Origin of the sequence: Streptosporangium fragile, assembly GCF_039534445.1 — a bacterium.
In the GTDB taxonomy this organism is placed as follows: Bacteria; Actinomycetota; Actinomycetes; order Streptosporangiales; family Streptosporangiaceae; genus Streptosporangium; species Streptosporangium fragile.
The window spans coordinates 1-18,573 of sequence record NZ_BAAAVI010000039.1; the positions used below are offsets into that span (position 1 = coordinate 1).

17 protein-coding genes are annotated in these 18,573 nt (G+C 70.7%); 7 read left to right on the forward strand and 10 right to left on the reverse strand.

The genetic code is table 11. From position 1 onward, the window contains the following. Together ABD841_RS24215 and ABD841_RS24220 are read right to left on the reverse strand one after the other, a co-directional pair. On the reverse strand, positions 1–1,048 hold a 1,048-nt coding region (locus tag ABD841_RS24215), incomplete at its 3' end, for a M28 family metallopeptidase (protein ID WP_344976114.1). Between the two features lie 99 nt (positions 1,049–1,147). Further along, positions 1,148–2,716 carry a M28 family metallopeptidase gene (locus tag ABD841_RS24220; RefSeq protein ID WP_344976116.1) on the reverse strand — a complete coding sequence of 523 codons (1,569 nt, stop codon included), beginning with the start codon at positions 2,714–2,716 and terminating at the stop codon, positions 1,148–1,150. Between the two features lie 216 nt (positions 2,717–2,932). On the opposite strand from ABD841_RS24220, the gene ABD841_RS24225 reads away from it, so the two are divergent. Continuing rightward, positions 2,933–3,121 (forward strand): PspC domain-containing protein, encoded by a 189-nt coding sequence (locus ABD841_RS24225; RefSeq protein WP_344976119.1) that lies wholly within the window; start codon positions 2,933–2,935, stop codon positions 3,119–3,121. Between the two features lie 50 nt (positions 3,122–3,171). Continuing rightward, a complete protein-coding gene (gene lipB / locus ABD841_RS24230; RefSeq protein WP_344976121.1) occupies positions 3,172–3,810 on the forward strand; it encodes a lipoyl(octanoyl) transferase LipB in 639 nt (212 codons plus the stop codon). A 48-nt stretch (positions 3,811–3,858) separates the two neighbouring features. On the opposite strand, the gene ABD841_RS24235 is transcribed toward lipB, so the two are convergent. Continuing rightward, entirely contained in the window at positions 3,859–5,391 is a 1,533-nt protein-coding gene (locus tag ABD841_RS24235) for an amino acid permease (RefSeq protein WP_344976124.1), read from the reverse strand. Continuing rightward, positions 5,392–6,342 carry a phosphotransferase gene (locus tag ABD841_RS24240; protein WP_344976127.1) on the reverse strand — a complete coding sequence of 317 codons (951 nt, stop codon included), beginning with the start codon at positions 6,340–6,342 and terminating at the stop codon, positions 5,392–5,394. It lies immediately after the preceding gene. 75 nt (positions 6,343–6,417) lie between these two features. Here ABD841_RS24240 and ABD841_RS24245 point away from each other — a divergent pair, with 75 nt between their 5' ends. After that, the gene (locus tag ABD841_RS24245) at positions 6,418–8,991 is read left to right on the forward strand and encodes a GcvT family protein (protein ID WP_344976129.1); all 2,574 of its coding nucleotides are present in this window, start codon (positions 6,418–6,420) and stop codon (positions 8,989–8,991) included. 1,131 nt (positions 8,992–10,122) lie between these two features. Continuing rightward, positions 10,123–11,154 (forward strand): hypothetical protein, encoded by a 1,032-nt coding sequence (locus ABD841_RS24250; protein WP_344976337.1) that lies wholly within the window; start codon positions 10,123–10,125, stop codon positions 11,152–11,154. A 203-nt stretch (positions 11,155–11,357) separates the two neighbouring features. On the opposite strand, the gene ABD841_RS24255 is transcribed toward ABD841_RS24250, so the two are convergent. After that, positions 11,358–12,008 (reverse strand): thymidylate synthase family protein, encoded by a 651-nt coding sequence (locus tag ABD841_RS24255; protein ID WP_344976132.1) that lies wholly within the window; start codon positions 12,006–12,008, stop codon positions 11,358–11,360. 51 nt (positions 12,009–12,059) lie between these two features. Next, entirely contained in the window at positions 12,060–12,743 is a 684-nt protein-coding gene (locus tag ABD841_RS24260) for a hypothetical protein (RefSeq protein WP_344976135.1), read from the reverse strand. Positions 12,744–13,048: 305 nt separating this feature from the next. Between ABD841_RS24260 and ABD841_RS24265 the strand changes: the two genes are divergently transcribed. Both ABD841_RS24265 and ABD841_RS24270 read left to right on the forward strand, forming a co-directional pair. After that, positions 13,049–13,861, forward strand: a complete 813-nt coding sequence (locus ABD841_RS24265) for an MEDS domain-containing protein (RefSeq protein ID WP_344976138.1) — start codon at positions 13,049–13,051, stop codon at positions 13,859–13,861. Continuing rightward, positions 13,858–14,814, forward strand: a complete 957-nt coding sequence (locus ABD841_RS24270) for an anti-sigma factor RsbA family regulatory protein (RefSeq protein ID WP_344976141.1) — start codon at positions 13,858–13,860, stop codon at positions 14,812–14,814. The genes ABD841_RS24265 and ABD841_RS24270 overlap by 4 nt, the downstream gene beginning before the upstream one ends. Here the strand turns inward: ABD841_RS24270 and ABD841_RS24275 are convergent. Continuing rightward, positions 14,792–15,376, reverse strand: a complete 585-nt coding sequence (locus tag ABD841_RS24275) for an STAS domain-containing protein (protein WP_344976144.1) — start codon at positions 15,374–15,376, stop codon at positions 14,792–14,794. The genes ABD841_RS24270 and ABD841_RS24275 overlap by 23 nt on opposite strands. 47 nt (positions 15,377–15,423) lie before the next feature. Next, positions 15,424–15,804: an ATP-binding protein gene (locus ABD841_RS24280; protein WP_344976147.1), complete on the reverse strand. Its 381-nt coding sequence runs from the start codon at positions 15,802–15,804 to the stop codon at positions 15,424–15,426. Between the two features lie 440 nt (positions 15,805–16,244). On the opposite strand from ABD841_RS24280, the gene ABD841_RS24285 reads away from it, so the two are divergent. Beyond that, complete coding sequence (locus tag ABD841_RS24285) at positions 16,245–16,835, forward strand: hypothetical protein (protein ID WP_344976149.1); 591 nt, start codon at positions 16,245–16,247, stop codon at positions 16,833–16,835. 90 nt (positions 16,836–16,925) lie between these two features. Here ABD841_RS24285 and ABD841_RS24290 read toward each other — a convergent pair whose 3' ends face one another. Together ABD841_RS24290 and ABD841_RS24295 are read right to left on the reverse strand one after the other, a co-directional pair. Next, positions 16,926–17,216, reverse strand: coding sequence for a hypothetical protein (locus tag ABD841_RS24290; RefSeq protein WP_344976152.1), 291 nt, complete (start codon positions 17,214–17,216; stop codon positions 16,926–16,928). A 410-nt stretch (positions 17,217–17,626) separates the two neighbouring features. Beyond that, on the reverse strand, positions 17,627–18,241 hold the full coding sequence (locus ABD841_RS24295) for a hypothetical protein (RefSeq protein WP_344976155.1): 615 nt from the start codon (positions 18,239–18,241) through the stop codon (positions 17,627–17,629). Positions 18,242–18,573: the final 332 nt, after the last annotated feature.

An 18,573-nucleotide genomic window follows, 5' to 3' on the forward strand; every position in this document is an offset into this window, starting at 1 on the left:
CGGTGTCGGTGCCCGCGGGGTTCGCGGTCCAGCCGGTGGCCGTCTCGAAGGTGTCCTGCCAGACGACGGCCGGGGGCACCGCGGTGGCGATGGTCCACACCGCGTGGGCGATCGCGTCGGCGTTGCGGTTCAGCGCGGTGTCGTCGATGTTCGCGGTGGTGTCGCACGCCCGGTGGTAGCACGGGTCGAACGCCTGGCCCGCCGTGCCGCCCCACAGGGTGGCCTGGGCGCTGGACTTGATCCCCTCGGCGCCGGTGAACGTGCCCCCGGCGGGGATGCCGACGTTGATGAACGGCCCGTAGTCGGAGCGGCCGTCGAAGTCGGTGCCCCGGGTGGGCACGCCGATCGAGGTGAAGTACGCCTGGAGCGTCGCCTCCAGTTGCGCGGAGCCTGCCGGACCGGGGCCCGAGCCGACCCCGTCGGAGTCGTCGCCGTCGTAGACGAAGTAGCCGGCGTTGGGGGAGCCGACCATGTCGAAGTTCAGGTAGCCCTTGATTCTGGCCCGCTCGGCGGCCGGGAGGTTGGTCACGTAGTACTGGGAGCCGCGCAGGCCCAGCTCCTCGGCGCCCCACCAGGCGAAGCGCAGGTGCTTGGCGGGCGACAGGCCCTGGCGGGAGACCTCCAGGGCGGTCTCCAGGATGGCGGCGCTGCCGGAGCCGTTGTCGTTGATGCCGGGTCCGGCGGCCACGCTGTCGAGGTGGGCGCCGACCATGAGCACGTCGTTCGGGTCGCCCCCCGGCCAGTCGGCGATGACGTTGTAGCCGGTGGCGCCGTTGTAGGTGAACGACTGCAGGGTGGTGGTGAACCCGGCTCCGTCCAGCAGGTTCTTGACGTAGTTCGCCGAGGCGAGGTAGCCCGGACGGCCGTGGGCGCGGTTGCCGCCGTTGGCGGTGGCGATGGACTGCAGCTGGGTGAGGTGTGCCTTCACGGCGGCCAGCGGGATGTCCGGTGGGGCGGCGGCCGACGCGGCCGGTGCGGTCGGTGCGGTGAACGCCAGCGGGATGGCCAGGATCGCCGCCATGCCCGTTGTCCACAGTTTGCGCATCATGCTCCTCGGGTGGGGAGGGTGCGGGGGTCCCCCGAGCGGCGCGCACCCGGGGCGGGTGCGCGCCGTACAGCGTGGTGGTGCGCTTGGTGGCCGCCGTGACTAGCGGGCGGCCTCCCCGTGGACGGGCGCGGCGGGCGCGGCGGTCCGGGCGGCGGCCTTCGCGGCGGCCGCGGCGTCACGGTCGGGGATGGACGACAGGTCGTAGGCGTAGAACGCGGTGGCGTAGCCCACGGCCTTGGAGTTGCGCTCCAGCGCGGCGGCGTTGATGTTGTCGATGCCGTCGCAGGCGGAGTGGTAGCAGGGGTCGAAGGCGACGCCCGCGGTCCCGCCGAACTTCGCGGCCTGCTCGGGCGTCTTGATGACCTCGGCGCCGGTGAAGATGCCGCCGGCCGGGATGCCGTTGGCGATGAACGCCCCGTAGTCGGAGCGGCCGTCGAAGTCCGTGCCCTCGAAGGGCAGGCCGCGCTTGGTGTAGAAGGCCTCCAGGCGCTTCTCGATCTCGGCCGACCCGGCGGGACCGGCGGGGGAGCCCTCGGCGTCGGAGTCGTCACCGTCGTAGAGGAAGGTGGCGTCGTTCGGCGAGGCGACCATGTCGAAGTTCAGGTAGAGCCTGATCTTGTCCCGCTCGGCCTGCGACAGGCCCGCGACGTACTGCTCCGAGCCGAGCAGGCCCAGCTCCTCGGCGCCCCACCAGGCGAAGCGCAGCCTGTTCTTGGTGGGCACGTGGGCCAGCTTCAGCGCGGTCTCCAGGACGGCGGCGCTGCCGGAGCCGTTGTCGTTGATGCCGGGGCCCTCGGGCACGCTGTCGAGGTGGGCGCCGACCATCACGACCTCGCCGGGCTTGCCCCAGCGGGATTCGGCGATCAGGTTCTTCGTCTGGCCGACCGTGGTCTTGGCGTCCACCTTCAGGCGCACGGTCGTGTTCGGGCTGTCGGCCAGGTCCAGGCCGACGGCCGTGCTGGTGAACACGATCGGGAAGCCGAAGCGCCACTCGACGATGTCGAAGGCGAACGGGTCGGTACGGCCCGGCTGACCCTCGTTGAAGAAGATCACACCGGCCGCGCCGGCGGCCTTGGCGTTGGTGGCCTTGTCGACGAACGGGCAGGTGCCGCGCTGGATCAGCGCGATCCGCCCGGGGACGAACCCGGCGAAGTCGGAGGCTTCGCAGCCCGCGGTCGAGGTGTTCGGGGTGGGCGGCGGCGGAATGATCGCGTCGACGACCTGGACCTCCGCGGTCACGTCACCGCCCGAGGAGGAGGTCACGGTCACGAAGTCGGCCGGGGTGGCGTAGGTCTTCGCCTCCGGGGCCTTCTGCTCCAGCACCGGAGGGCTGAACTCCTCCCACGAGATCGGGAACTCGACGTCGGTGGTGGAGGTCTTGTATCCGGCCTTGCGCAGCTTGTTCTGCACGTAGGTGAGGGAGGCGTCGTATCCGGGGGTGCCCGCGGCGCGGTTGCCGCCGTTGGCCTGGGCTATCTCCAGGAACTTGTCCAGGTGCTTCTTGACGTTCTTGCCCTTGATCTGGCTCGCCAGCACGTTGGCGAGGACGTCGGGGACGTCCGGCGTGGTGGTGACCGCGCCCGCCGGTGCGGTGAGGACGAGGGGGAGAGCGACGGCCGTGGCCAGGGTGGCGGCCCGGACCATGCTGCGTCGTAACGTCAGGCGCATAACGCTCCTCGGGGTGGAACGAAAGGGGGGTCCCCTATGGCGTACAAGGCGGAAAGTACCGTGATCAACCGTCCCCGCCTAGAGTCCGTAACGGGGAGTTGCGCGAATAGTTATGAAGCTGACCCTGTCAGGGTTTTCTCAGGGTCACCGGGGGAACACGCCCTTCTTGGCCATTCGTTTGACCTGATGAAGAACGCCGATTCGGGAGGAAACGAAGTGCACCGTTCGAGAAACCACAAGATAATCGCCGGTGTCTGCGGCGGGATCGCGGAGAGTCTCGGCTGGTCGCCCACGCTCGTCCGGGTGCTGTGGCTGCTGCTCTCCCTCATCCCCGGGCCGCTCTGGGTGGTCTACGTGCTCATGTGGATCTTCGTTCCCAAGGCGCCGGCGGCGGTCCGTTACTGACGACCGTCCCCGGGACGCCGGCGACCCGCCGGGGAAAATAAGCTGGGGGCATGAGGCAACGCCCTTTGTCCCTGATCCAGGACGACCTGGTCGACTACGAGAAGGCGATGGAGCAGATGACCGACCTGGTCGGTCAGCGGCAGCGTGACGAGCGCCCCGACACGCTCTGGCTGCTCAGCCACCCCCAGGTCTACACCGTGGGCAGGCGCACCCTTCAGGAGCACCTGCCCGACCCGTCTCACGGCATCCCGGTCGTGAGCACGGGCCGCGGCGGGCAGCTCACCTACCACGGTCCCGGCCAGCTCGTCGGATACCTGATCGTCAAGCTCGGCGAGGGTGAGGGCATCGTCGACTACGTCCGGGAGGTCGAGCTCCGGCTCGTCGAGGCGCTGGGGGCGCTGGGGGTGCCGGCCGAGCGCCGCGACACCCCGCCCGGCTCGGAGCTGCTGACGGGCGTGTGGACGCGCGAGACAGGCCGCAAGATCGTGTCGATCGGCATGCGGCAGAGCCGGGGCGTGACCAGCCACGGGTTCGCCCTCAACGTCGACGGCGACCTGACCCCGTGGGACTGGGCGGTGCCCTGCGGCATGCCGGAGGTCGACATGACGTCGCTGCAGCGGGAGGCCCCCGCCGCGGCGTCCATGGACCGGGTCCGGGCGGCGGTGGCGGAGGCCTTCGAAGCGAGCTGACGCGGGGGGGACGACCGGACGGCCGTCCCCCGGGAGCCGGTCAGCCGGTCAGCCGACCCACTCCTTCTCGTCGATCGTGCGGCGCGGCCCGGTGAACCAGTGCCGGGCCGACAGGGCCCACCACAGCCCGACGCCCAGGACCATCACGCCGACCACGATCGGCGCGTAGTTGACCGCGGTCCAGGTGAAGTCCGCGCTGAACGGCACCGCCGCGGGGACCAGCGGCATGACGAAGTAGACCGAGACGATGACGATCTCGACGAGGGCGATCCAGCACATGACCCGGTACTTCGACCCCAGCGTCCAGGGGCCCGGTTGGAAGGCGTCGCCCATCCGCAGCCGGAGCCAGATCGGGATCGCGAAGGCGATGTACAGGCCGATGACCGCCACCGAGACGACCGCGTAGAAGGCCAGCGGGAGTCCGCCGGGGGCCTCGTACAGGGCGGGGAGGGCGAGAACCAGGGCGGCGGCGCAGCCGAAGACGATGGCGTTGACCGGGGTCCGGTTGGCGTCCACCTTCGACCAGAGCCGCCAGCCCGGGACGGCGCCGTCGCGGGAGAACGCGTAGGTCATCCGGGACATGGACGTCACGCAGCTCATCCCGCAGAAGAACTGGCCGATGGTGGAGATCGCGAAGATCGCCGTGGCCAGGTTGCCGGGGAGCGCGCTGTCGAAGATGGCGCCGACGAAGCCGCCCGCCTTGTTGACCGCCTCCACGTCGGTGGCCGCGAACAGGAAGGCCAGCAGCAGGATCCAGCCGCCGATCGCCGAGTAGAAGATCGACTGCCACAGGCCCCGGGCGGCGGCGGTGGACGCGCCCTGGGTCTCCTCCGACACGTGCGCGCACGCGTCGAAGCCGGTGATCGTGTACTGGGTGAGCAGGAAGCCGAGCGGGAGCACGTAGAACCAGTAGGACGAGTCGGAGAAACCGGAGTTGTTGATCGTCTCGGTGAAGACGAACGACATCGACTGGTGCGAGTCGGGACCGAAGACCAGGATCAGCACGACGGCCGCGGCGCCGAACACGTGCCACCACACCGAGACGTTCTGCAGCACCGAGATCAGCCGGTGGCTGTAGACGTTGATCAGCGCGTGCAGCGCGAGGATGACCGCGAACAGGACGAACGTGCTGGTCAGGTCGGGCGTCCAGCCCGGGATGAACCGGCTGAGGGTGATGTTCAGGAACGTCGCGCAGCCGTAGTCGACCGAGGCCGTCACCGCGATCAGGCCGATGAGGTTGAACCACCCGGTGAACCAGCCGTGGACCGGCCTGCCCATCTTGGCCGCCCACCAGTAGATGCCCCCGGCGGTCGGGTAGGCCGACACCAGCTCCGACATGCAGAGGCCGATGATCAGAATGAAGATCGAGATCAGGGGCCATCCCCAGGAGATGGCGATGGGGCCGCCGTTGTTCCAGGCCTGGCCGAAGGTGGTGAAGCAGCCGGCCAGGATGGAGATGATCGAGAAGGAGATGGCGAAGTTGGAGAAGCCGCTCCAGGTCCGGGCGAGCTCCTGCTTGTAACCGAGTTCGGCGAGCCGTTTCGCGTCCTCGTCGATCTTGGCCGGTACTGGCTTGGTCACTCAAGCCTCCTTGCGCGGTGGTGCGGGGGGTGGGGGGGATCCGGGGCGTACGCCCCGGACGTCATCGATGAGCCGTCCGAACGCGGGGTCGTTCAGATCCCGCACGGCCTGGGCGAACTTGTCGGCCGCCTCGGCGTCGTAGTCGAAGCCGGCGTCGGCGGCCTGCTCCTTGAGCAGCCCGTGGTGCACGGCGAACCAGAGGGTCCAGGTCAGGTTGGACATGATCAGGTTGAGCCGGACCCGGGAGGCGAGGCGCGGATCGTCCTCGCCGAAGTAGGCCCGGGTCAGCCGGGCGGTCAGGTCCGGGTCGTAGTCCGCCTCGGCGGCGATGTCGCCCAGCTCGAAGGCCGGGTCGTTGTTCCCGGAGAGTTGGTAGTCGACGATCCTGACCTCCGGGCCGCACCGGATGAAGTTCTGCGGCAGCAGGTCGTTGTGGCACGGCACGGTGGGCAGCGGGTCGGCCGCCAGCGCCCGTTCGATCTCCGCCGCGGCGGGCAGACAGTCCTCGTACCCGTCGGGAGCGCTCAGCCCGTGGGTACGGCAGAGGGCGAGGAACTCGTCGAGCTTGCGGAAGATGGAGAAGTCGTTGACGAACCTGGGCCCGGCGTGCAGGCGGCGGCAGGCCGCCGCGACGGGGCCGGGGAGCGTCCGTACCGCGTGCGCGTCGAGGGTGACGCCGTCGAGATACTCCAGCAGCAGCGCGCCGGGCATCCGGTGCAGCACCTTCGGGCCGACCCCCGCGTCGGCCGCGCGGAGGGTGTTGGCGATCTCCTGCTCCAGCGGGATGCCCAGACCCGCCGCCGAGACGCGCGGATCCAGCACACGCAACAGCCAGGTCTGCCCGTCGGACGTGTCCAGCCGCGCGATCCGGTGGCTCAGCCCACCCTTGATCGGAGTCTCGGTTACGGGCTGTCCGGCCCATTTGCGGACGTCCTCTAGAGCATCTGGCATGCCGCACTCCTTTGGCCTACCTTCAGACCATTGATCCGATTCTGCGGACACGTTGTTACAGAGGGGTTGCGGACCTTGAAACTTCCCAGCTCTGCGCGGGCCGTCGTGATCGGCGGCGGGGTGGCCGGTTCCAGCGTCGCGTACCACCTGGCGAGGCTCGGCTGGACCGAGGTGGTCCTGGTCGAGCAGCACGGGCTCACCGAGGGGACCACCTGGCACTCGGCCGGGTTCGTGGGCCAGCTCCGCTCCACCGTCACCCAGACCAAAATGATTATGTATTCGGCCGGCCTTTACCCCGAGCTGGCCGAGCTCACCGGACTCGACCCGGGCTGGCGCGGGGTCGGCGGGCTCCGCCTGGCCACCACGCCCGAGCGGGTGGAGGAGTCGCTGCGGCTGGCCGGGGCCGCCGAGACCTACGGCCTGGATCTCGCGATGCTCTCCGGCCGGGAGGCCGGGGAGATGCTCCCGCTGCTCCACACGGACGACGTGCGGGCCGCGCTCTGGCTGCCCGGGGACGGGTGGCTCGACCCCGCGCTGCTGGCCAGGGCACTGGCCGCCGGGGCGGAGAAGCTGGGCGTGCAGATCTTCACCGGCACCCGCGTGACGGGCCTCGACGTGGCGGGCGGCGCGATCTCCGGGGTCCGGCTCGCCACGGGGGGCGAGGAGTGGTCGGTCCGGGCGGAGACCGTGGTCGTCGCGGCGGGTGCCGCCAGCGGGCGGGTCGGGCGGCTGGCCGGGGTGGACATCCCCGTCGTACCGATCAAACACCAGTATGTCGTCACCGAACCTTTCGAGGTCTCCTCCTCTATGCCCACGGTCCGGGATCCGGACAACATCGTTTATTTTCGCGAGGAGGGTGGCGGGATTTTGGTCGGTGGATATATCCGAAATCCCGAGATTTGGGACACGGCCACCCCGCTGGCTGAGCCTCGGACCCTCTTTCCAGCCGATATGCCGAAATTTCAAGAATCGTGGGATTCGGCGGTGCGGCGGGTCCCCGAGCTGGGCCGCACCGAGATCGTGAAGGTCGTCCACGGACCGGAGGCGTTCACCCCCGACGGGGAGTTCCTGCTCGGCGAGACCCCGGTGCGCGGGCTCTGGGCCGCGGCCGGGTTCTGCGTCCACGGCCTGGCCGCGGCCGGCGGCGTGGGCAAGGTCATGGCCGAGTGGATCGTGGACGGCTCGCCCGAGTACGACGTGTTCGGCATGGACCTGCGCCGCTTCGGCGGCCACGCCCGCTCGGCCTCATGGGCCCGCGCCAGGGCGCTGGACTCCTACTCCAAGTACTACGACATCGTCTACCCGGGGGAGGAGCGCACCGCGGCCCGGCCGCTCCGCCGCTCCCCCGCGTGGGTGCGGCACGTGGAGCTGGGGGCGGCGTTCGGCGAGAAGGCGGGCTGGGAGCGGGTCAACTGGTTCGAGTCCAACGCCGTGCCCGGCGCCGTGTCCGGCGTGGGGTCCGGCACCGTTTCCGACGCCGCGCCCGGCACCGTTTCCGACGCCGCGCCCGGCACCGTTTCCGACGCCGTGCCCGGCACCGCGCCCGGCGCAGGGGCCGGCACGGGATCCGGCACCGCGCTCGGTGCCGTCCCGGGCGGGACGGGCCGCCATGACGCGCGCCCGGACGGATGGGCGGGCCGGATCTGGTCCCCGGCCGTCCGCCAGGAGTGCCTGGCCACCCGGGACGCCGCCGGCCTGTTCGACCAGACCTCCTTCGCCAAGCTGGAGGTGTCGGGTCCCGGCGCCCTGGAGGGGCTGCAGCGGGCGTGCGCCGGGCAGCTCGACAGGCCCGTGGGCTCGGTCGTCTACACCCAGCTCCTCAACGGGCGCGGCGGCATCGAGGCCGACCTGACCGTCACCCGCCTGGCCGACGACCGCTTCCGCCTGGTCACCGGGACCGCCTTCGGCGTCCACGACGCCGCCTGGCTCCGCGGGCGCGGGCTCGACGTCCGAGACGTCACCTCCGCTCACGCCTGCTACTGCCTGTGGGGGCCGCGGGCGCTCGACATCCTCGGCTCGGTCTCCGGCGACGACCTGACCTTCGGCTACATGAAAGCCGGGGAGATCAGCGTCGGCAACGTCCCGGTGCTGGCCCAGCGGGTGACGTTCGTCGGCGAGTTCGGCTGGGAGCTGTACTGCCCGTCGGAGTACGGGCTGACGCTGTGGGACACGCTCGTCGAGGCGGGTACGCCGTACGGGATGCGCCCGGCGGGGTACCGCGCCATCGACTCGATGCGCCTGGAGAAGGGCTACCGGGTCTGGGGCCTGGACATCACCCCGGAGACCACCCCCCACGAGGCCGGCCTGGGCTTCGCGGTCGCCCGCGACAAGGACTTCGTCGGCCGGTCCGCCCTGGACGCCGCCGGGTCACCCGCCCGGCGCCTGTTCTGCCTGGTCCTGGACGACTCCCGCCAGGTGTGCCTCGGCGGCGAGCCGGTCCGCGTCGACGGCCGGCCGGCCTCGCGGGTGACCAGCGGTGGGTACGGCCACCGCGTCGACCGCTCGATCGCCTACGCCTACCTGCCCGCGGGCACCGCGGCCGGCGAGCGCGTCCAGGTCCGCGTCACCGTCACCTGGGTGGGCGCCGCCGTCGCCGCCGAGCCGCTGTACGACCCGGCCGCCGAGCGCGTCCGCCGCCTGCCGTCCTGACGGTCCGCGGGTCGGCGTCGCTCCGCGGACGGCGGCGCCGACACCCCGCGCCACCGCTTCGCCGCCGGCCGCGGTGCCGCCCCCGCGGACAGCCTCCGCGCCTTCCGCCGCACCCCGTGACCGGCCGCCCGGTCCCCGCAGGCCCCCGCCGGAATCTCGTAGGCCGACAAGCGAGCAACAATGCGTATCGTGACAAACGGCGAGAATCTGGTGCGGCACACTGCCTACCTGCGAGGACCCGCGCCGGTGCTGCCCGTGACGCCGGTGGCCGTTGTGATCGCGCTCGTAGACGGGTGCTGAACGGCTTCCTGGGCGCCTGATCGGTGTACCCGATCTACACCTCACCGGGCACACCAGGCGCCTCGACCGTGTACTGGCTCTTCGAGCACCTGGGCGCCCCACTGCTGACGGGACTGCCACTGCTGATCCTGTCGGCGAAGATCTCCCCGTTCCCGCTGTCGAACTGGAGCTCAGCGCGGAGATCCGCAGGTTCACCTGGTGGAGCTGTGTCTGGGGGATCCGGCCGAGCCGGATGACCTCGTCGAACTGGTCCATCATGTCGACGTAGCGTTCTCCCGGACGGGTCGCACCCTGATCAGATGGTCGCCCGGCGATCTCAAGCCCTCGACGCGACAGTCGACCTGCCATTTTCCGGCCTTCGGCGGCACGGTCTGCACCTGTTGCTCCGCGGTGTCGAGGTCGGTGACGTACAGCTCGAAGGAGTCCTCGTCCTCGCTGTTGTCCTTTCACCGCACGGTCAGGGCCGTGTCCTCGACCTTGGAGACCGTCAGCTCGCTCGAAGAGACGCGGCAGGCGGGGTTCTGCCGGAGTCCGCCGGCTCGCCTGCCGGCACCGGCGCCGGTACCGCGGGCGGCCGCGTGACCGGGGCCTGGATTCCGCCTGGAACCGATGACGGATGACGCGGCGTGTCCCGACGGATCGCGGCGACCCTCATGCCGGGCGCGGCCCGGCAGCCGGGAGTGTCCTCAACCTCGTAGTCGAAGCCGGGTGAATCCGGCCAGGCAGAACGGTACGACCCCTCATATACCCCTGGGGGGTTGCGTGAAGGGATGTTTTGTGGCACTGTGGTCGAGCGATAAAATACCCCCTGTGGGTATGAAGGAGGGGAAGATGAACGGCGCGATCAAGGTGGGCGCGTACGCGCTGGGGCTGGCCGTGGTGTTCGGCGGGGCCCTGGGAGCGGGCCGGGTGGTGGGCCCGATCGGCGAGGTGGCGGTCGAGACCCCCCACGGCGCGGGCCATCGGGGTGAGACCGCCACCGCGGCGGCCCCGGTGAGCCCCGGCCCGGCCACCGTGCCCGGCGGGCTCCAGATCTCCCAGGGGGGATACACACTCCTGCCCGAGACCGGCGAGGTCAAGGCGGGGGAACGGGCCGACTTCCGCTTCTCGGTGATCGGCCCCGACGGTCACCCGGTCACCCGGTTCACCACCCAGCACGGGAAGAGGCTCCACTTCATCGTGGTCCGCCGCGACCTGACCGGCTTCCAGCACCTGCACCCGGTCGAGAAGGGCGACGGGATCTGGTCGGTCCCCCTGACCCTCCCCGCCGCGGGGGAGTACCGCGCGTTCGCCGACTTCGCCCCGGAGGGGGCGGGCGGCATGACGCTCGGCATGGACCTGGCGGCGGCGGGCGACTACCGGCCCGAGCCGCTGCCGGTCCCCGCGCGGACGGCCGAGGTCGGCGACTACGCCGTCACCCTCGCCGGAGACCTCGTCCCCGGGCGGATGAGCAGGCTCACGCTCACGGTCGCCAAGGACGGCAGGCCGGTCACCGACCTGCAGCCCTACCTGGGCGCGTACGGCCACCTGGTCGCACTGCGCGACGGTGACCTGGCCTACCTGCACGTGCACCCCGACGGCGAGCCCGGCGACGGGCGCACCGCGCCCGGCCCCGGGATCACCTTCCACGCCGAGGTGCCCAGCGCGGGGACGTACCGGCTCTTCCTGGACTTCCAGCACGCCGGCACCGTGCGCACCGCCGAGTTCACCGCGGCCACCGTGCCGGGCGTCGGAGGCGGGTCCGGCACCGAGCCCGGCGAGAAGGCCGACGCGACCCCGTCCCCCGCTCCCACCCCCACGGGCGGGCGCGACGCCGGCGGGAGCGACTCCGACGGGCACGGCGCCGACGGGCACAGCCACTGATGGTCGGCACCGGCTGCGGCGCCCGGCGATGCCGGGGCGGGAGACGCCCCGGTCCGGTTCACCCGGCAGAAGTCCCGGCCAGGCTCACCCGGCGCTCGCGGCAGGTCGCCCGGAGCGGCTCGTCGGCCGCGTGGAACCGCCCGACGAACTCCGCCGGGCCGGTACGGAAGAACCGGTGGTGGATCTCGTGGAGTGCCGGCCGCTCAGTCCGGGCGTAGCCGACCACGGTCCCGTCCGGATCGACGAGCAGGTCCCGGTGCCGACTCTCCCTCGCCGAGCCCATCGTGCTCCGACAGCTGGAGGATCTCCTCGACCGTCGCCTCGTCCGCGGCGTAGATGTGAGGCACGTCGACGAAGACCCTCATCGACCCGCAGCCCACCGTGAGGCCGTCCGCGACCTCCGTCTGGATACTACGCAGCGGCACGTAGTTCAGGTAGGCCGTGAACGCGTTCTGCGATCGGAAGGCGGCGGTCATGACCAGTCGCCCGGCGCGGAGCCGGAAGGCCAGGCTGGTCAGGCAGGGCACCGCGTCCGCAGACTCACCGGGGACCGTCAGGGAGATCCAGCCGCTCTTGGAGTACGGCTTGGCGCGCAGCACGTCGGCGATCCAGCCGAGCTGGTCGACGCCGAGGAGCTGGCGGAGCCGCCCGCCGTAGCTGTACTTGAACGGCGGGATGATCGCCCGCTCGGTGAACTTGCCGGAGTACAGCGGGATCTTCCCCGTGTCCCCGTAGCATTTCAGCACCGGATCGTCCCAGGTCAGCCCGGTGATCTCGAACAGCACCGCCGGGGCTTCGATGATCGGGCCCCGGTCGTCCAGGGCGGGCCCGCCGTTGTCTCTCACGTGTCGCATCAGCCAGATCCACGTCTCCCCACAAGACGGGAATCTGAGGAGGTCGGGCATTCAGGTCTCCACGTTGGGGAAATGGAAGGGGTTGTGTGGGAGCCGCCGCTGCCGGGAGACGTTGGCGCGGACGTAGTAGAGGAAGTAGTGGATCAGCGAGACCAGCCCGATGATCACCAGCAGCAGCGCCGCGGTGGGCGCGGCCCCGATCAGGCCGAGCACGCCCACCGCGATGTAGGCGCTGTTGACCAGGGCCAGCATCATCACGTTGATCCCCGGCCAGGCCAGCGGCGCGTACGTCTCCGGGTAGCGGGGGTCGACCGGCAGGTTGGGGGTCCAGCCGAGCGCCGAGAAGTGGTCCTTGAGCTGCACCACGTAGAGCAGGCGGAAGTTGTTGAGCGCCCGCGCGGTCCGCATGTGCGCGTTGACCGCCTCGATCAGCCGCAGGAAGGGCACCACGCTGAGCAGCCCGAACCCGGCGATCGTCGCGAACAGGTACCACGGCACGCCGTGCCAGGTGGTCAGCGCGACCGGGTTGACGACCTTCGAGCTGGCGAGCGCGATCGCGGCGGCGAACGGGGCGGCGAGCAGGCTCATGGAGAGCCGCGTCATCTTGATGCGTTCGTCCTTGGCCGCGAGGTAGACCTGGTAGGTCCCGGTGAAGTCCACAGAGACGAGGGCGAGGAACTCCCTGGGCTCCACGGGCAGCTCGTCCAGCTTCTCGGGCAGTGACTCCGCGCTCATCCGCGGCAACATCTTCCGCATCGGGACCCACTTTCCAGGGAGTGGACTTCCCAGTAAGAAGATATTGACCCAGTTGTCAGGCTAATGAGGGCTTTTCTCTGACATACGTCTCAGAACTTCTCCGGAGGCGTCCCGCCCCGCCGCGGGCCCCGGGGAGACACGGGTTCCGAAGGGGAGCGCGGGTTTCACGCCGGGCCGTGGGTAAGGGGCCGTACGGTCGGGGACGACCGTCGCGGGGCCGTTAGGCTACCGCGGGAGGCGTCGCAGCGAGGCGAGGTGAGTTCACGGTGCGGAGGTCGGGGACCATGCCGACGCTCGACCCCGTCGAGATCGGCGAGCACGTGTGCTGGATCGTCGACCCGGCGCTGGGCCACCAGGGGTACAAGGCGGTCACCTCCACGTTCCTGGCCGACGGGGAGCTCTTCGGCGACAAGGTGGTCATCGTCGGGTCGCTGCTCGACACGTCCGCGTTCACCGGCGGGACACGGGGAGCGGTGGTCGTCGACCCGCGCTCGGCCGGTGCCGACGCGGCCGCCGGCATCGGCTCCATGCTCGGCCTGGTGCGGCGCGAGGCCGACAGGGCAGGCCGCCAGGGCTACCGGGCCCTGCGCGTGCTGGCCGTGATGGACGAGCTGGTGCCACCCGGGGTGGACGTGGACGAGCTCCTCGCCCACGAGCTCCGCCTGGACGAGTTCGTCGCCGACCGCGAGGCCATCGTCGTCTGCGCGTACGGCGGCGACCGCTTCGGCGCCGCGCTCGGCCACGTGGCCTGCGTGCACCACCTGGAGCTCGAATCGGAGCCGAGACGGTCGGCGCCGTCGTTCCGGATGTACAACTCCGGTCCGGGTGTCTGGAGCGTGTGCGGGGCGGTCGACGCCGACGGCGCCGAGGTGTTCAGGGCCGCGCTGGTCACCGCGGCGGCGCTCGCTCCGACACTCCGGCTCCGCTTCGACGAGCTGGAGCTGATGGACGCCGCCGGGATGCGCGCGCTCGTGGAGGCCGCGACCCACTCCCGGGTCCGCCGCATCACGGTGGAGGGCGCCAACGCGACCGTGCGGCTGTGCTGGGAGATGCTCGGCTACGGTACCTACGATGTACCCGTGGAGCTGGCACGATGAGCGCCGAGACCGTTCGGGGGGAGCGCGCCGACGGCCTGCGCCATGAGCTCTACTCCTATTCGGGCGAGGAGGAGTTCCTCTCCGGCGCGCTGTCCTTCATCCACGACGCGCTGGCCGCCGACGAGATCGTCCTGGTCTCCGTGCCCCAGGACAGGGAGCAGATCCTCCGCGCCGAGCCGGTGGGCTCCGACCCCCGGGTGCTGTTCATGGACACCGCCGTGCTCGGCCGTAACCCCGCCCGGCTCATCCCCGCCTGGGAGCGGTGGGTCGTCGAGCACGCGGGCCGGGGCCGGGGTGTGCGCGGCATCGGCGAGACCGGCTGGATCGGGCGCGGTGCCGCGGAGATCGCCGAAATCCGTTACCACGAGTGGCTGCTCAACCTCGCCTTCACCCGCTCGCCCGCGTGGTGGCTGCTCTGCCCGTACGACACCGGCACGGTCGATCCCGAGGAGATGCGCAAGATCAGCCGGTGCCACCCTTACGTGATGGAGAGCGGTGCCCACCGTGCCTCCGACGCCTACGTCGACGAGCCCTTCGCCTGGGACGAACTGGAGAAGGCCTGCGACCCGTCCGAGGAGTTCCCCTACGGGCGCGGTGACCTGGCGGCCGTGCGGGAGAGGGTCACCGCGTGCGCTGTGCAGCACGGCCTGGGCGGTGAGCGGCTGCGGGAGACGCTCGTCGCGGTCACCGAGGTGGCGGCCAACAGCATCACCCACGGCGGCGGGCACGGCACCCTGCGCACGTGGGTGCGGCAGGGCACACTCGTCTGCGAGTTCCACGACGACGGAGTCATCGACGACCCCATGGCCGGGCGCCGCCGCCCCACTCCTCAGTTGCCGGGCGGGCGGGGCCTGTGGCTGGTCCACCAGCTCTGCGACCTGGTGGAGATCCGCTCGACGCCGGAGAGCGGCACCACCGTCCGCCTGCACGTCACCATTCTTCCGCCGTCCTGACCTCCGCCTGCTCCAGCGCCTCCTCCACCGAGGTGGCGAGTGTGAAATAGGGCAGGAGCCCGGTGGTGGCCAGCATGTGGCACAGCGTCCGGTTCGCCCCGGCCAGGACCAGGTGCATCCCGGCCTCCTGGCTGCGGCGCAGGGTCCACAGCAGCTCCGCCAGGCCGGTGGAGTCGCAGAAGGTGAGCCCCGAGAGATCGAGGATGACCCACGGCGGGGTGAGGATTTCCGCGGGCGAGGTGGTCTCCGGGAGGGAGAGGATTTCCGCGGGCGAGGTGGTCTCCGGAAGGGGGAGGATTTCCGCGGGCGAGGGGATTCCCGGTGGGAGAGGGGGAAGCGGGGAGACGGCGGACCCCGGCGACGGGAGGTTCGGCGGGCCGTAGCGCGACCGCCGTAGCGGTGGCGGAGGCGCGGCGTCCTGACCCAGACCCCAGATCTGGGTCAGCTCCCGCCGGAACGCCGGTGCGTAGTCGTAGTCGAGCTCGCCGCTCGCGTGGACCACGATGACAGCCCCGCGTGACCCGGACGAGATGGAGAGCGCGTTCGCACCTTCGGCTGGCATGCAGACTCCTTTGACCCGCGGTTCACAGGGCGGGTGTTCCCTCCGTCCTACCAGGTACGGAGATCCGGCAGCCCGGGACGACGGCGAACCCCAGTGTAACCGGCAGTGATTTCCGTCGCCCGGCCACCGGGAAACGGGGGAAACGCCTGATCGGCAGCGGGCTGCCGGGAGCGCGAACCGTCGCCGCGGGCGAACCGGCCGAACACCCGGGGAAGCACCTCCTGCGGGATGCCCGGCCCGTCGTCGTACACCCGCAGGGTCAGCCCGTCCGGCTCGATGTGGATCGAGGCGGTGACGTGGTGCCGGGCGGGGGCGGAGCGTGGGAGGACTCGGCGGGGTGAGGCGGGCATGCGCGAGGGGGCCGACGGCGGCGGCCGGACGGGCGTCCTCCGGGACCGGCGCCGTCGCTGAGGAATTCCTGAGCACATCCCGAAAAAGAACTGTGCTTTCTTTGCGGAAGTTCATGTGTTTCGGATCACAGGTCGAGAATCCCGGTCGGATGGCCCTCCGGGCGTGTATGAGAAATTCTCTATGAAGAAGATGAGTGATCTGTGGATTTCATGAGAGGCGTTTCGGGGGCCGTCCGGCGCCCTTCCCGGCTTCTCGGATCTGACTCCAGTCCCCCATCCATCGCAGGTCAGGGGGGTTCTGCCGGGGTACGCGAGGGTGTGGGGCGCCGGATCCCGCCCTCCCGCCGCCGCGGCGGTGCGGTTCCCGCAGCCCTCCGGCGAACCTCCCCTCCCGGCGAAGAAGGATCAGGCCGATCTCAGATTGATTTCAGGTTCCGGCTGCAGAGTGCTCGGGTGTGAACGGCCTCCGTGAGCCGGATGAAAGATTCGGCCGGGCCTTTCGTGATGGGAATCGACCAATGCGCTTCGCCAAGCCTCTTGCCGTCACCGTCCTCGGCGCGACCCTGATCACCGTTCCGTTCGCGGGTGGCGCGTTCGCGGACAGCGGCCGCCCGCAGGCTCCCGCGGCCGTCGTGAAGGCCGAACCGGAGCCCGCCAAGGGCTCCGTGGACGCGGGTGACCGGCACGAGACTCGCCGTGTGGTCTCGCTCAAGGTTTCGGTCGACCCCGAGCGGGTCAAGCAGGGCGGCTCCTACATGGTGTCGATCGTCGCCCGGGGTGCCGCGAACGGCTCCACGGCCACCGTGAAGAGCCCCGAGGGCAGGAGTTACCGGGTGGTCATCAAGGGGCAGAAGGCGTCGAAGGCCCTCACCGTTCCGGTGACCGCCAGGCCCGGCGAGCAGACGGTGACCGTCACCGTGGGCGGTGAGACCGCCACGGCCGAGTTCACCGTCATCGGCAAGGACAAGGACAAGGGCAAGGGCAAGGACAAGGACAAGGGCAAGGACAAGGGCAAGGGCAAGGGCGCTGAGCCGCAGGACGTGAAGAAGCACGACGAGCCCGCTCCGGAGAACGAGCGCGACGAGCAGCACGACCGTCCGGGTAAGTAACCCCCACCACCAGGCGAATCGTTCCGTGGGCCGGCTCCTCTGCGGAGTCGGCCCGGACGGGACCGCTGAACCGGCGGCCGGCGTCTCCGATCAGGAATTCCAGTACCAGTAGGCCCAGGAGTCACCCTCCTGACTGCACTTCCACCGGCCGTGGTGTCCCTCGTCTCCGTAGGAGAGGCAACTCTCCCTGTTGGGGAAGGACTGCCCCCTCTTCCACTCGGTCGGCGCGGCGGCGACCGCAGGGGACGCGTTCTCGCCCGTGCTCGTCGCCACCGACGCCGCCGCCCCGGACGGCGTGAGAAGGGGCGCGGCGGCCACGACGGCCGGAGCCATGAGCGTCGAGGCGGTCAGGGCGCCAACGGTGAACAGTTTTCCGAGCATGGCCGGCCCCTTTCTGGCGGAGATCGCTGATCGCGGGGGTCTCGGAATTTCACTCGGCCGACTTTGACGGCGGGCAGGCCGAGATCTGTCATGAATCCGGATTTGCGATAACGCTAGATTTCGGCTGCCATGAGTGTCGATCCCCGGCCTGCTAATGAAGGGTCAGGGTTGCGGAAAGCTCTGTCGCGGCCGTTGCGGCGGGGTAAAAGCGACGCGGCCGAGCGGGCCCCGCCCCTACGGCGCTCTCGCCCGCCCCGTCCCCATGGCGTTCTCGCCCGCCGCTCGCGGGATGCCCGGACCGGCCGTGGACGGCGCCCTCGCCGTCCTGGCGGGCCGTCGGCCGCCCAGGACGGCGGGTGAGTCCCGGCGTCGAGCGGATCCCCGGCCGCGGCCCCCGAGGGGGTGAGCTGTCAGGCGCAGACGCCGGAGATCTTGCAGACCTTCGCGGCCATCGTCTTCGCCGGCCCCGTGAGCGAGCCGGCCGTATAACTACCCCCGTCCCGGGTGTAGATGATCAGCGCCTTGCCGCGGCGGGCGACTGCGGCGAAGGAGCCGTGGAGTTCGTTCTTCTGGGTGCGCTTGGAGTACTTCACCCACACGGCGTCGTCACCGATACGCAACGGCTTGGCCGAGTAGCGGTAGCCGTTCTCGCCCTTCGCGCAACGCCGTACATCGGTGCGGAGCTTGTCCAGCGCGGCCTTGGCGGCGTTGACGCTCTTGTACAGGACCAGCTGCTCGCTCGACGAAGCGGGCGCGGACGTCTTGAGCCTGATCGTGCGCATCGCCGTGCGACCGTCGCCGTACTTCTTCGCGCCGCAGGGGTTCACCTCCAGAGGCTGAGCCATCCGGCTGCTGACCGTCCACCACATCTCGTTGCGGTCGTCCTCGCTCTGCGGGGCCGTCGCCCGGGCCTCGGTCAGCAGGAACCCCTTGGGGATGGCCGTGGCGGCCCAGGAGGCTTCGGCTCCGAGTCCGATCAGGAACGTGAGCGCGATCGCGCCGATGTGCGTACCGTGGCGAAGCACCGGTCAAGCCTTTCCCCGAGACATTGAGACGTGGACGGCAGCTTAGCCACGCAAATGATCATATTGGGGACGATCCACTGATTTCGCCGCCCCGGGCCCGGAGAGCAACGGGTGGAGGCCCGCGCCGACCGCGAACCGCGCCGACCGCGCCGAGCCCCGGGGCCCGCCGGTCCCCGCTTCGCCCCGCGCGAGCCGCCGACCGGGCGGCGGGCCGGGCGGGGGGCCGAGCCGGCGGCCCCGCGACGTCCGCCGGGGCTGTGATGACGCATACGGCCGAGGACCGGGACCGGGTCGTCGCCGACAGGCTGGGGCGCGTTTCGTGAGCGGTCGTC